This window comes from Chromobacterium piscinae, assembly GCF_021129175.1.
Lineage (GTDB): Bacteria > Pseudomonadota > Gammaproteobacteria > Burkholderiales > Chromobacteriaceae > Chromobacterium > Chromobacterium piscinae.
Genome location: NZ_JAJOHV010000067.1, coordinates 1 through 12,685, shown reverse-complemented (window position 1 = coordinate 12,685; position 12,685 = coordinate 1). Strand labels below are relative to the sequence as shown.

Sequence of the window (12,685 nt, the reverse complement as noted above, 5' to 3'; positions counted from 1 at the left end):
CCGCCTCTGCTCAGTTCCGACCGCTCTTCAGGCGGCCCGGTAAACGAAAATCCCCGCCGCGCAGCACCAAGACCACGCCGACGGCTGCCAGTACGATACCCCCCATCGCGGCCGGGCTCAAGCGCTCGTCGAACAACCACCAGGCCTGGACGGCTGTCAGACCCGGCACCAGATAGAGGTAGGCCGCCACCCGGCTGACATCACCGTCGCGCAGCATGCGCAACAACAGCAGAACCGCCAGCACCGACAACATCGTCACGCTCCAGCCCAAGGCGAAGATGAACTCCCCGCTCCACACCACCGGCACTCCCCGCTCGAACAGCAAGGCCAATGCGCCAGTCACCGCCAGCGCGGACAGATACTGATGAAACGCGCCCGCGACCGGATGCGCGCCGCCGCCGCGGTAGCGCTGGTACAGCGTGCCGCCGGTAATCAGCAGCAAGCCGGCGATCACGAAGGCCGCGCCGGCGCCGCCAGCCAGGGCTACGCCCTGGCTGCCCGCGATCACCAGCGCCGTGCCGGCAAGCCCCAACGCCATGCCCAGCCATTGGATAGCGCGAAAACGTTTCTCGCCAAGCCGCCAGGAAATCAGGGCGGTCAACAATGGCTGCATGCCCATGATCAGCGCCGCCAGGCCGGCTGGCACGCCCAACTTGATCGCCGCGAACAGGCAACCCAGATAGCCGCCATGGAGCATGCCGCCGCTCACCCACTGCCGCCGCGCCTGCTCGAACGTCGGCCATGCAGGGCGCAGCACGGCCAGCAACGCCGCGAAGCACAGCAAGGTCAGCGCCATCCGGATCGCCAGGAAAGTAAACGGCCCGCAATACGGCAAGCCGAGCTTGGCGCCGGTGAAGCCAGTGCTCCACAACACGACGAAAACCCACGGTATCCAGCTGCTCGCCCGCATGCGCAACGCCTCTCTTTGCCTGCTTAAAGAACGAAAAATGGCGGCCGGATGGCCGCCATGTCAACGGTATTAATCAATTATATCAGCCGCGCTTGCTCCGCGCATTGGCGGCGATGCGCATCCGCAGCGCGTTCAGGCGGATGAAGCCGGCCGCGTCGGCGTGGTTGTAAGCGCCGCCGTCCTCGTCGAAGGTGGCGATGGTCGGATCGAACAGGGAATCGGTCTTGGACTCGCGGCCAACGACGATCACATTGCCCTTGTACAGCTTCAGCCGCACCCAGCCGTTCACCGTGGCTTGCGAGGCGTCGATCATCTGCTGCAGCATCGCGCGCTCCGGACTCCACCAGTAGCCGGTGTAGATCAGCTGCGCGTACTTGGGCATCAGCTCATCCTTCAGGTGGGCCACTTCGCGGTCCAGGGTGATGGACTCGATGGCGCGGTGCGCCTTCAGCATGATGGTGCCGCCCGGGGTTTCATAGCAGCCGCGCGACTTCATGCCGACATAGCGGTTTTCGACGATGTCCAGCCGTCCGATGCCGTGCTTGTTCCCCAGACGATTCAGCTCGGTCAGCACCGCGGCCGGGCTCAGCGCCTGGCCGCCGATGGCGACGATGTCGCCCTTGCGGTATTCCAGCTCCACGTACTCGGCCTGATCCGGCGCGTTCTCCGGGCTCACGCTCCACAGCCACATATCCTCTTCCGGCTCCTGCGCCGGATCCTCCAGCACGGTGCCTTCGTAGGAGATGTGCAGCAGATTGGCGTCCATCGAGTACGGGCTGCCGCCGTTTTTCTTCTTGCTGATGTCGATGCCGTGGGTTTCGGCATAGGCCAGCAGTTTCTCGCGCGACAACAGGTCCCATTCGCGCCACGGCGCGATCACCTTCACGTCCGGCTTCAGCGCGTAATAGCCCAGCTCGAAGCGCACCTGGTCGTTGCCCTTGCCGGTGGCGCCGTGCGATACCGCGTCGGCGCCCACTTGGTTCGCGATTTCGATCTGGCGCTTGGCTATCAGCGGCCGGGCGATGGAGGTGCCCAACAAGTACTCGCCTTCGTAAATGGTATTGGCGCGGAACATCGGAAAGACATAGTCGCGGACGAACTCTTCGCGCAGATCCTCAATGAAGATGTTCTCCGGCTTGATGCCCAGCGATACCGCTTTCTGGCGCGCCGGCTCCACTTCCTCGCCCTGGCCGATGTCGGCGGTGAAGGTCACCACTTCGCACTTGTACTCGTCCTGCAGCCACTTGAGGATCACCGAGGTATCCAGACCGCCGGAATACGCCAAAACCACTTTCTTGATGTCAGACATTGCTTCTCTTTCCACTCGTTGTTTGTTTATCGATTGCCGGGCGGGACTCAGTCCTCGCGGTGCCCCAGCAACAGATATTCGATCAGGGCCTTTTGCACGTGCATGCGGTTTTCAGCCTCTTCCCAGACCACGCTCTGCGGACCGTCTATCACCTCGGCCGCCACCTCCTCGCCGCGATGCGCGGGCAGGCAGTGCAGGAACAGCGCGTCCGGTTTGGCATGCTTCATCAGCTCCGCCGTCACCTGGTAGCCGGAGAAAGCCTCCTGGCGGGCCTTCTGCTCGGCCTCGAAGCCCATGCTGGTGAACACGTCGGTGGTGACGATGTCGGCGCCATGCGCGGCGCGTACCGGATCCTGGGTCAGTTCCAGCACGTCCGAGCCGTAATAATGGCCGTCCAGCGGCTTCAGCTCGTAACCAAGCGGCGACGCTACCCTCAGCTTGAAGCCGAGCACGCGCGCGGCCTGCAGCCAGGTGCGGCATACATTGTTGCCGTCGCCGATCCAGGCAACGGTCTTGCCCTTGATCGAACCGCGCCGCTCCACATAGGTGAAGATGTCGGCCAATATCTGGCACGGGTGGTACTCGTTGGTCAGGCCATTGATCACCGGCGCGCGGGAATGCGCGGCCAGCCGCTCGACCAGGCCCTGCTCGAAGGTCCGGATCATGATGATGTCGCTCATCCGGGACAGCACGCGCGCCGTGTCCTCGATCGGCTCGCCGCGGCCGATCTGCGAGCTCTTGGTGTCCAGGAACATCGCGTGGCCGCCCAGCTGCGCCATGCCGGCCTCGAAAGAGACGCGGGTACGGGTGGAATTCTTTTCGAACACCATGGACATCACCTTGCCGACCAGCGGCCGATGCAACTCGCCGGCGCTTTGTCGTCGCTTCAGAACCCGGCTTCGCTCGAAGAGATGATGGTACTCGTCGGGAGAAAGGTCGCTGAACTGAAGGTAATGCCTTACGGACGTCATGATGCTCCAATCAAAAAAAGAGGCCGCTGCGCGTGCAACACCGAGAGGTGGTTTCATGCGCAACGGCACATTACTACACGCTAATCTCAAGTCACTTTACAAATATCGCCCCCTGCAAATACAAAGGCATGATTTACAGAAATGCGACATTTGTTATATTTATCGGAAATCCTCCTGCCTGACAAGCATTCAATTGAACAAACTGCGTCCCGGCAATTCCGCCAGCTCCTGCGGCTTCAGCACGCGCAGATAGAATTCGCCGCCGTCCTCTGCCAAACCATGCATTTCAATGCTTTTCTGCGTCTTCTGCAGCCGCGCCAGATAGGCCAGGATGGTGTCGTCCACCACCTGTCCCGGCACCAGCACCGGAATGCCGGGCGGATACGGCACGATCTGGTCGCAGCACACCCGCCCGCTCAGCGCCGGATTCGGCCGCCCGTCGTCGTCCAGCAGCGGCAAGCGCTCGCCGGCCTCGTAGAAAGCGTCGCGCGGCAGGCAGGCCAGGCGCGAGAAATGCGGAATTTCCGGCATGCGCCCCAACGCCCGCGGCGGACGCCCCTCCTTGGCCAGGCGCAGCATCGCGTCGTACAGGCGGGACAGCTTGCTGCGGGTGGTGCCTATGGTTAACAGCAGCGTGATGGTGCTGAACGTCGACTTCTCCACTTGAATGTTGTAGCGCTCGAACAGCGCCTGCTGCAGCTCGTCGGCGGTGAAGCCGGAACGGCTGAAATCCACCGTCAACTTGGTCGGATCCAGCAGAATGCCGTCCTCCTGCACCTCCGGCGGCAGCAGATCGTCGAGTTCCAGCACGCGGAAAGCGCCGGTGGAGTTGATTTTCTCGCGCAGCTCCTGCGCCAGCTTCAAGGTGCGGTCCAGCAAACGGTAACCCTCGGTCACCGCCTGCTTGCGCGCCACGTCCAAGCTGGCGATCAGGCTGTACTGCGGACTGGTGGACGCGTGCATATTGAAGTTTTCGCGGAACAGGTGCTCGTCGAAACGCGGGTCGTTGACGTGGATCATGCTGGCCTGCGAGAACGCCGACAGCACCTTGTGCGTGCTCTGGGTCACGTAGTCGGCGCCCGATTCCAGCGCCGTCGGTCGGAACGCGGGGTGGAAGCGCGCGAAACCATACCAGGCCTCGTCGACGATCACCTTGATGCCCTTCTCATGCGCTGCCTCGATGATGGGCTTGAGGTCGTAACGCAGGCCATCGTAGGTGCAAGAGGTAAGAATCAGCACCCTCGCGTCCGGATTGTCGTCAATCGCCTGGTAGATGGTGGTCTTGGGCACCGGACCGAAGATGCCGTACTGGCGATTGATAGACGAATCCAGATACACCGGCCGCGCGCCGGACAGGATCACGCCGTGATGCACCGACTTGTGACAGTTGCGGTCCAGCAGCAATTTGTCGCCCGGCGCCAGCAGCGTCTGGAAGATCACCTTGTTGGAGGTTGAGGTGCCGTTGGTGGCGAAATAGGTCTTGCGCGCGCCGAAGGCCTTGGCCGCCAGCATCTGCGCCTCGGCGATGACGCCGGTCGGGTGCAGCAGCGAATCCAGCATCGGCACCGATACCGACAAATCCGCCCGCAACAGGTGCTCGCCGACGAAATCGTGGAAATCGCCGACCCAGTTGCTGCCTTTCAGCGAATCGCCGCCGGAATGGCCGGGCGTGTGCCAGGAATCCTTGGCCATCCGCACGTATTGCTTGAGTTTGTCGTAGAACGGCGTCGCCGACTTTTCCGCCAGCTCCGCCACCAGAATGCGGAACCAGCCGTTGAAATCGGCCTCGTCGCGATAGAAATAGCCATCCACCGCATGGCTGGCCAGCTCTTCCACCAGCGCCCGCTCGTCGTCGTCCTGCAAGAAGACGTAAAGCGATATCTCCGGGCGAAAATCGCTGATGCGGTTCGCCAGCTGGGCCGCGGCCTCGCCGTTGGCGGTGCCTTTCAGCTGCCGATCCACCAATACCACCTGGACTTCGCCGTCGCGGGCGATCAGATCCATCGTCTCCGCCGTGGTGCAGGCGGGGACGAAGGTCAAGCCAAATGGATTCTCCAGCCGCACCGCGGCGGCTCCCAGACCGGCCAGCACTTCGGCCTGCCATGTCACATCGTCGCTGACCACGACAACGCGGCTAACGGGTTTCATGAAGGTTTCTCCTCTTGCTGTTTGCCGCGCACTTGTTTTTAGCGTCTGTCCGGACGTACGCGCTGTTCTGTATTTTTGTTTGTCTCCTATCCTATCCACATCTTGTGCCCGCCGTCATTATGCAGGCGCACAACGGTCGCATGCGGTACAATCGCGCCCATGCTGACCGACGCCGAAAAAGACTCAATCCGCGACCATTACCGCGCCATTTCCGACCGCCTGCCGGGCTTCCGGCCGCGCGCCTCGCAACGCCGCATGCTGGCTGAAATCGCCAATGCCTTGTCGCGCGCCCAGGAAAAGGTCGGCGACGACTGGCCGGAGCGCGAAGGCGAAAGCATTACGGTGATCGAGGGCCCCACCGGCGTCGGCAAGAGCCTGGCCTATTTGCTGGCTGGCGGCGTGATGGCGCGCGCGCGCGGTAAAAAGCTGGTAGTCACCAGCGCCACCGTGGCGCTGCAGGAACAACTGGTCAACCGCGACCTGCCCTTCGTCGTCGAAAACAGCGGTCTGCCGCTGACCTTCGCTCTGGCCAAGGGCCGCGGCCGCTATCTGTGCCCGTATCGCCTGTACGGCCTCACCGCCCAGCACTCGCAGCAGAGCCTGCTGCAGCCCGACCCGATGATGGCGCTGTGGGACCACAAGCCGGAACAGGCCGAGCTGGACGCGCTGAGCGCGATGGCCGACGCCTTCCATTACCGCAAATGGAACGGCGACCGCGACACCTGGGACAGCATCGTGGAAGACGGCTTGTGGGCGCGCGTCACCAATGACCGCCACGGCTGCCTGAAAACCGCCTGTCCCAACCGCGTCGAATGCCCGTTCTACCTCGCCCGCGACACCCTTGAAAACGTCGATGTGGTAGTGGCCAACCATGACCTGATGCTGGCCGACGTCTCGATGGGAGGCGGCGTGATCCTGCCCGCCCCAGAAGAAAGCTTCTACTGCATAGACGAGGCGCACCATCTGGCGAAGAAGGCGGTCAACCAGTTCGCCGCCGAGCACTCGCTGGGCCAGGCGCTGGGCTGGCTGGACAAGGTGGGCGCGGTGGTCGTGCACGCCGAAGCGCACACCGGCAAGGCCGAACTGGCCAGCAATGCCATCGACTCCGCCGCCGCCTGCGTGGAGACGCTGACCGAATGGCAATGGCTGCTGGGCAGCGAAGACTCGCTGGCCGCCAGCAGCGACAATCTGGAACCCTCCTGGCTGATCGAAGACGGCGTATTGCCGGAACGGCTGAAAACCTCGGCGGCCAATATGGCGATTTCCGCCCGCGCGCTGTCCAAACAGTTGGATGATATGGGCAACGCGCTATCCGAGGCCCGCAAGGACAAGAGCGGGGATGTGGATCTGGACAAAACCGCTACCGAATTGGGTTTCCTGATCGGCCGCGCCGAACAGCTGATGGCCGTATGGGATCTGTTCGATACCGAAACCCCGGAAAACGCGCCGCCGATCGCTAAATGGATCACCCGCCGCGCCGAGGGCAAGGGCGACTACCTGTTCTCGGCCTCGCCAGTCAGCGCCGCCGCCAGCCTGGCCGCCACGCTGTGGCGCCGCGCCGCCGGCGCCATCCTCACCTCGGCCACGCTGCGCTCGCTCGGCGATTTCGAGCTGCTGCTGTCGCAGACTGGCCTGAAATGGCTGCCCAAGGTCAGCTGCATGGCGCTGGAATCGCCGTTCAACTTCGACGAACAGGGCGAGCTCTACCTGCCGCCGCTGCTGGCCAGCCCCAAAGACCCCGGCGGCCATACCCGCGAAATCATCGAATGGCTGCCCAAGCTGATCGACCTGAAAGAGCCGGTGGGCACGCTGGTGCTGTTCTCATCACGCAAACAGATGCAGGAAGTGGGCTCAGGTCTGCCCGCGGACTTGCGGGACAGACTGTTGATCCAGGGCGACATTCCCAAGCGCACACTGCTGAACACCCATCACCAGCGGCTGAAAGACCAGCAGGCCAGCGTGATTTTCGGGCTGGATTCGTTTTCGGAAGGACTGGACCTGCCGGGAGAGAGCTGCGTGCACGTGATCATCGCCAAGCTGCCGTTCGCGATGCCGGACGACCCGGTGGGCAAAACGCTGTCCCGCTGGATCGAGAAGCGCGGCGGCAACCCCTTCATCGAGCTGACAGTGCCGGAAGCGTCGATCAAGCTGGTTCAAGCCGTGGGCCGTTTGATCAGAACCGAACGCGATTACGGTCGGGTGACCATTCTGGACAACCGCTTGACGCGACAAAGTTACGGCAAAAAGCTGCTGGCTTCGCTGCCGCCATTCAAGCGCATATGATTTTCAGGTATGATCACGAAACTTTCGCATAAGTAAAAGTCGTCGGCCTAGAAAAAACGTCTTAGCACGGACAACAAAACAGGCTACACCAAAAGCAAACACACTGGTTCCACCGCCATGATCTGCAATCCGTACGAAATCGTGATCCAGGGCCTGACCTCAGAAGGCCGCACTTTCCGCCCCAGCGATTGGGCTGAGCGACTGGCGGGCATCCTGGCCTCCTTCGACACCAATCAGAAGCTGTCCTACCATGCCTTTGTCCGCCCCATGCTGCTGGAGGGCGTGCGCTGCGTCGCCGTGGACAAGAAGCTGGAAAAAATCTATCCGCAAATCTTTCAGTTCCTGATGGACTTTGCAAAAGACAATGATCTGCGCGTAGTCGATTGTCGGACACTGATCGATGAGGTCTATCCGAACAAGTTTTCGGCATAATCGCAACAGGCGTCTCATCGACACCACTCTTTTTACCAGTCTTCGCAACACTCCCGTCATATTCTGTGGCTAAACTAATACAAAGTCGTGAAGCAGCCGTGCAAGCGTTGCCAAAACCGGACACGGTCTCTTCACTGCTTCACAACAGAACCACAGACTTGACTTGGAGTTCATCATGCAAAAGAAGAATCTGGCAGCAATCGTTGCATCGCTTTTCGTCATACCGGTCGCAGCTCACGCCGACGTCACCATCTATGGCTTCCTGAGCGCAGGCATTGAGTCCACCAAGGCCAGCACAAGCACGCCCGCCAGCAGCAACAATGGCGTGACTTTCACTCCGTACAATACCCGCACTCGTATCGTTGACCACAACTCCCGTATTGGATTCAAAGGCAACGAGGATCTGGGCAATGGCCTGAAGGCCATCTGGCAAGTGGAAAGCAGCCTGCGCAATTTCGAGCAAGGCGGCACCAATGATGCCGGCCAGTCTGCAACGCTTGGAACCCGCAATACCTTCGTTGGCCTCGAAAGCGCTGACTTCGGCAAGGTGCTGTTGGGTAACTATGATTCTGCATACAAGACGTTGTCCGGCAGCAGCAATAGCGCGCTGGGCATCGACGTCATGGTGAACACAACAGCAGACAACTTCGGCAAGTCCTCGGTGAACGGCCGTGGCGAAGAACGCCTGAAGAACTCTATCCAATGGTATTCACCAAAATGGTCCGGCTTCCAGCTCGGAGCCTCTTGGGGCGTGGATGAAGCACGTGTAACCGATCTATCCACACCTAGCAATGGCTCAGCTACCGATGCCAAACGTCTGTCCCTTGGCTTGGCATACAACTGGCAAAGCTTGAATTTGAGCACTGGCTGGGATCGCCGCTATGACAGCGCAGTGTCTGGCAACTCCAACTCCGTAAAGACCGGCTATTCCGGCAAAAACGTCAGCCTGTACAACATCGCCGGCAGCTACAAGTTTGATTTCGGCACGTACATTGGTGGTGTTTATGAGTGGGCCACTTACGACAACGCCGCAGGCTCGCAGCTGAAACAAGATGACTGGCAAATTGCATTGGGCCAAGACTTCGGCGCAGCCTCCATCAAGCTGGCCTATGGTCAATTAGGTAGCCTGAAGAACGTCTCCGCAGGCACCAATGGCGACGACTACAAGGCCAAACAGTGGATTCTGGGCGGCACTTACAATCTGTCCAAGACCACTCAGCTGCTGGCTTACTACACCAAGATCACCAATAATGCCAAGGCAAATGCCAACTTTGCCAATAATCCGGTATACGACACCATCAACTCTGCCGACGCCAGCAAAAATACCCTTGGCGCAGGCAGCAGCCCGCAAGCCTTCGGCCTGGGCATGAAGGTTTCGTTCTAAGTCTGGTTCGATCTGAAAATCAAAAACGCCACGGCATGCCGTGGCGTTTTTTATCGTCGAGATAAAGCGGATCAGCCGCAAACCCTGCTCAATTCCTCCGGCTGGGAAACCAGGAAATTGCCCTCGCCCTGCCATTGCATGATGCGTTTGTTGCGCTGGCGCTCCCACTCATCCACCGGATGTTGCCGCGCCCATGCGCACATCAACTGACGGTCCTGCTGACTCATTCTCAAACCATAGCGCTGATGCATGTACAAGGTAATGCGCGCCGCCGCGCCGCGCACCTCTTCCCGCGGCTGGAACCGCTTTTGCTTGAAATCCACCAGCGATTGGCACTGCCCATAAATGGGCCGGGGATGAATCTCCCAGGCGCCGTAGGCGAAATTGGCACGGTCGCCGTTAACTTCGCCCACCGCCGGGACCAGATTGTTCAGATCGCCCTCGGCCATCTGGAACAACGGGTCCTGATCGCCGCAGGCCTTGCGGCCGCCCTGCTGCCAGCACTGGCGCTGGTGTCCCAACACCCAAGCCGGCACCACATGCTCCCACTCGATGCGGCTGGCGCGCGCTTCGGACTTGCGCGGCTGGTAACCGCAAGACTGCCAATCGACCGCCTTGCCCTGATAGCGGCAACCGCAATAGAAGTCCACCTCCATGCCTGAGTACACGCGCGGCAAAATGCGCTTGGCGGCGGCGAAGTCGCGATGGCCGATCGCCTTGCCCCCGCTAACCAAGGGCTCGGCCTTGACTGGGGATGGCGCGGCGCCGGATTGCTGCGATGCCGCCGATGACAGGATGGACTCGCCCAAAGCGGCCAACTGTTTCACTTCCGGAGATTTTGCTATCTGATTGATTTGATGCGAATCGCAAGCGGTTAGGACTGCGACAAGTATGAAAGGCATGAATTTGTGCATCAACGAAGTGTATGCACCGAAACCAATTACAGCAATACCATTGCCAGATTATTGATCGCTCCTCTTCAAGCAACTCAAGGCAAACAATGCCGCGCATTGCGCGCACTGCCCATAACAAGAAAACGCAGACAAGCGCGCTCATTCCAGCGCTTGCCCGCGTTCAACCCTACTCTTCAGCCACTATTCGCTTTACCAGATGCGAATGCGCTGATCTTCCGGCTTATACATCTTGTCTCCCGGCTTCACTTCGAAAGCGTGCTGGAAAGCATCGCTGTTCGAGGTGGCGCCGATCGCCCGGAACGCATCCGGCGAATGAGGGTCGGATACCAGCCTGGCCAACATGGCTTCATCCCGAGTCTTGCCGCGCCAAACCTGGGCAAAGCCATAGAAAAAGCGTTGATCGCCGCTCATGCCGTCAATCACCGGGGCGGGTTTGCCACCCAGCGACAGCTGATAAGCCTTGTAGGCGATCTGCAGACCCACGTTGTCGGCGATATTCTCTCCCAGGGTCAGCTTGCCGTTGATGTGCTTGCCCGGCAGCGGCTCGTACGCGTCGTATTGCGCAACCAGCTTGCTGGTCAGCTCATGGAAGCGCGCCTTGTCCTCTGCCGTCCACCAGTCCCGCAGATTGCCGTCGGCATCGAACTGGCTGCCTTGATCATCGAAGCCATGGCTGATCTCATGCCCGATCACCGCGCCGATGCCGCCGTAATTGACCGCATCGTCCGCCGCGGCATTGAAGAACGGCGGCTGCAGAATGGCGGCTGGGAACACGATCTCATTCTGGGAAGGATTGTAATAGGCATTGACCGTCTGCGGCGTCATGCCCCATTCCGTCCGGTCCACCGGCTTGCCCAGATGCGACAGCTGCCACTGGTAATCGAACTGATTAGCGCGCTTGACGTTGCCCACCAGATCATCGGACTTGAGTTCCAGGCCGGAATAATCGCGCCAATGATCGGGGTAACCGATTTTCAACATGTATTTGGACAGCTTGACCTGCGCAGCCTGCTTGGTCGCCGGACTCATCCAGCTCAAGCCATCGATGCTCTGACGATAGGCCTGCATCAGATTGCCGACCAGCTCCTCCATCTTGCGCTTGTGTTCCGGCGGGAAATACTTGGACACATACAACTGTCCCAACGCCTCACCCAAGGATGACTCCACCAACTGCACGCCCCGCTTCCAGCGCGGCCGCTGCTCTGGCGTGCCGGACAAGGCCTTGCCGTGGAAATCGAAACGGGCATCGACCATCGCCTTGCTCAGGTATGGCGCATAGCCGTCCAGCGTATGCGCGATCAGATAATCCTGCCAATTCAGCAACGGCTCCTTGCGCAGCAGCTGAGCCAGGCCCGCCACGTACTCGGGCTGGCTGACATTCAGCGCGGAGATCCCGGACATCCCGGCCGCGGACAGAAAGCCCTGCCAATCAAGCTTGGGCGCCAGTTTGGCCAATTGAGCCGGCGTCGTCTTGTTGTAGGTTTTCTGCGGGTCGCGGTTTTCCACTCTGCTGCGCTGCAGCTGAGCCAATTTGGTTTCTAGCGCGATCACCCGTTTAGCGCGCTTCTCCGGCTGTGCATACCCAGCCAGGCGGAACAAGCGGCTCAGATAAACCTGATAGGCATCCCGCGCTTTGGCGAAACGCGCATCCTTGCTCAAGTAGTAGTCTCGATCAGGCATCAGCAGCCCGCTCTGGTACAGGTCAGGCAAATAAGCGGTGGCGTCGCGGGCGTCTATCCCCACATACAAGGCCAGCGGCAGCTTGACGTTGCCGGACTGCCCGCCGCCGATCAATTTCAACAGCTCATTGCGGCTCGCCAGCAGGGTGATCGCCTGCAGATCCGGTTCGATCGGCTGCAAGCCCTTTTTCTCCGCCGCGGCCTCATCCATGAAGCTGGCGTAAGCGACGCCGATCCTCTGCGCGTTGCCATCCTTCGCCTGGCCAGCCGAAGCCTGCTCGATCAATTCGCGGCTCCGCGCTTCGCTCAGATCCCGCAGATCCTTGAACGCGCCGCTCCAGGATTCACTGGCCGGAATTTCATGCGTATCGAGCCACTTGCCGTTGACGGCCAGATAGATATCGTCCTGCGGACGAATGCTGGAATTGAAATTAGCGGCATCGATTCCGGATACGCCATGCGCCCATGCCTGGCCTGCCAGCAGCAGAGCCAACGCCAACGCTTTCATCTTCATTGAACTTCTCCATGCGTGCTTCGAGAAAAGAAAGGCAGCCGAAGCTGCCTTTCCTGTCCGATCCTTACAGACCGTCTATTGCAAGAACTGTTCCGACCCGACGATGCCCAGCTTCGTCAGTCCCAAGCGCTGCGACTCCGC

9 protein-coding genes are annotated in these 12,685 nt (G+C 60.6%); 3 read left to right on the top strand and 6 right to left on the bottom strand.

Annotated features, from left to right (window positions below; translation table 11 throughout):
* Positions 1 to 10 precede the first annotated feature (10 nt).
* From LQR33_RS16855 to LQR33_RS16840, 4 genes are all read right to left on the bottom strand, one after another.
* Positions 11 to 910, bottom strand: a complete 900-nt coding sequence (locus LQR33_RS16855) for a DMT family transporter (protein ID WP_231469817.1) — start codon at positions 908 to 910, stop codon at positions 11 to 13.
* 82 nt (positions 911 to 992) lie between these two features.
* Positions 993 to 2,219: an argininosuccinate synthase gene (locus LQR33_RS16850; RefSeq protein ID WP_166440832.1), complete on the bottom strand. Its 1,227-nt coding sequence runs from the start codon at positions 2,217 to 2,219 to the stop codon at positions 993 to 995.
* Positions 2,220 to 2,266: 47 nt separating this feature from the next.
* Complete coding sequence (argF, locus tag LQR33_RS16845) at positions 2,267 to 3,190, bottom strand: ornithine carbamoyltransferase (protein ID WP_221666381.1); 924 nt, start codon at positions 3,188 to 3,190, stop codon at positions 2,267 to 2,269.
* Between the two features lie 189 nt (positions 3,191 to 3,379).
* Positions 3,380 to 5,338, bottom strand: coding sequence for an aminotransferase class I/II-fold pyridoxal phosphate-dependent enzyme (locus tag LQR33_RS16840; protein WP_221667885.1), 1,959 nt, complete (start codon positions 5,336 to 5,338; stop codon positions 3,380 to 3,382).
* Between the two features lie 159 nt (positions 5,339 to 5,497).
* Here LQR33_RS16840 and dinG point away from each other — a divergent pair, with 159 nt between their 5' ends.
* The 3 genes from dinG to LQR33_RS16825 all read left to right on the top strand — a co-directional run bounded on the left by dinG (position 5,498) and on the right by LQR33_RS16825 (position 9,437).
* Complete coding sequence (gene dinG, locus LQR33_RS16835; protein ID WP_166440834.1) at positions 5,498 to 7,621, top strand: ATP-dependent DNA helicase DinG; 2,124 nt, start codon at positions 5,498 to 5,500, stop codon at positions 7,619 to 7,621.
* A 117-nt stretch (positions 7,622 to 7,738) separates the two neighbouring features.
* Complete coding sequence (locus LQR33_RS16830) at positions 7,739 to 8,053, top strand: DUF3579 domain-containing protein (RefSeq protein ID WP_046167115.1); 315 nt, start codon at positions 7,739 to 7,741, stop codon at positions 8,051 to 8,053.
* Positions 8,054 to 8,228: 175 nt separating this feature from the next.
* Entirely contained in the window at positions 8,229 to 9,437 is a 1,209-nt protein-coding gene (locus LQR33_RS16825; RefSeq protein WP_221666382.1) for a porin, read from the top strand.
* A 71-nt stretch (positions 9,438 to 9,508) separates the two neighbouring features.
* Here the strand turns inward: LQR33_RS16825 and LQR33_RS16820 are convergent, their stop codons facing one another.
* Together LQR33_RS16820 and LQR33_RS16815 are read right to left on the bottom strand one after the other, a co-directional pair.
* On the bottom strand, positions 9,509 to 10,264 hold the full coding sequence (locus LQR33_RS16820) for an endonuclease (protein ID WP_231469816.1): 756 nt from the start codon (positions 10,262 to 10,264) through the stop codon (positions 9,509 to 9,511).
* Between the two features lie 276 nt (positions 10,265 to 10,540).
* Entirely contained in the window at positions 10,541 to 12,544 is a 2,004-nt protein-coding gene (locus tag LQR33_RS16815; RefSeq protein ID WP_166440837.1) for a M13 family metallopeptidase, read from the bottom strand.
* Positions 12,545 to 12,685 lie beyond the last annotated feature (141 nt).

Bases quoted from the DNA above. Each gene is read 5' to 3' on its own strand.
- dinG (WP_166440834.1), top strand. From the start codon at position 5,498: ATGCTGACCGACGCCGAAAAAGACTCAATCCGCGACCATTACCGCGCC.
- LQR33_RS16850 (WP_166440832.1), bottom strand. From the start codon at position 2,219: ATGTCTGACATCAAGAAAGTGGTTTTGGCGTATTCCGGCGGTCTGGAT.
- argF (WP_221666381.1), bottom strand. From the start codon at position 3,190: ATGACGTCCGTAAGGCATTACCTTCAGTTCAGCGACCTTTCTCCCGAC.
- LQR33_RS16840 (WP_221667885.1), bottom strand. From the start codon at position 5,338: ATGAAACCCGTTAGCCGCGTTGTCGTGGTCAGCGACGATGTGACATGG.
- LQR33_RS16825 (WP_221666382.1), top strand. From the start codon at position 8,229: ATGCAAAAGAAGAATCTGGCAGCAATCGTTGCATCGCTTTTCGTCATA.
- LQR33_RS16815 (WP_166440837.1), bottom strand. From the start codon at position 12,544: ATGAAGATGAAAGCGTTGGCGTTGGCTCTGCTGCTGGCAGGCCAGGCA.
- LQR33_RS16855 (WP_231469817.1), bottom strand. From the start codon at position 910: ATGCGGGCGAGCAGCTGGATACCGTGGGTTTTCGTCGTGTTGTGGAGC.
- LQR33_RS16830 (WP_046167115.1), top strand. From the start codon at position 7,739: ATGATCTGCAATCCGTACGAAATCGTGATCCAGGGCCTGACCTCAGAA.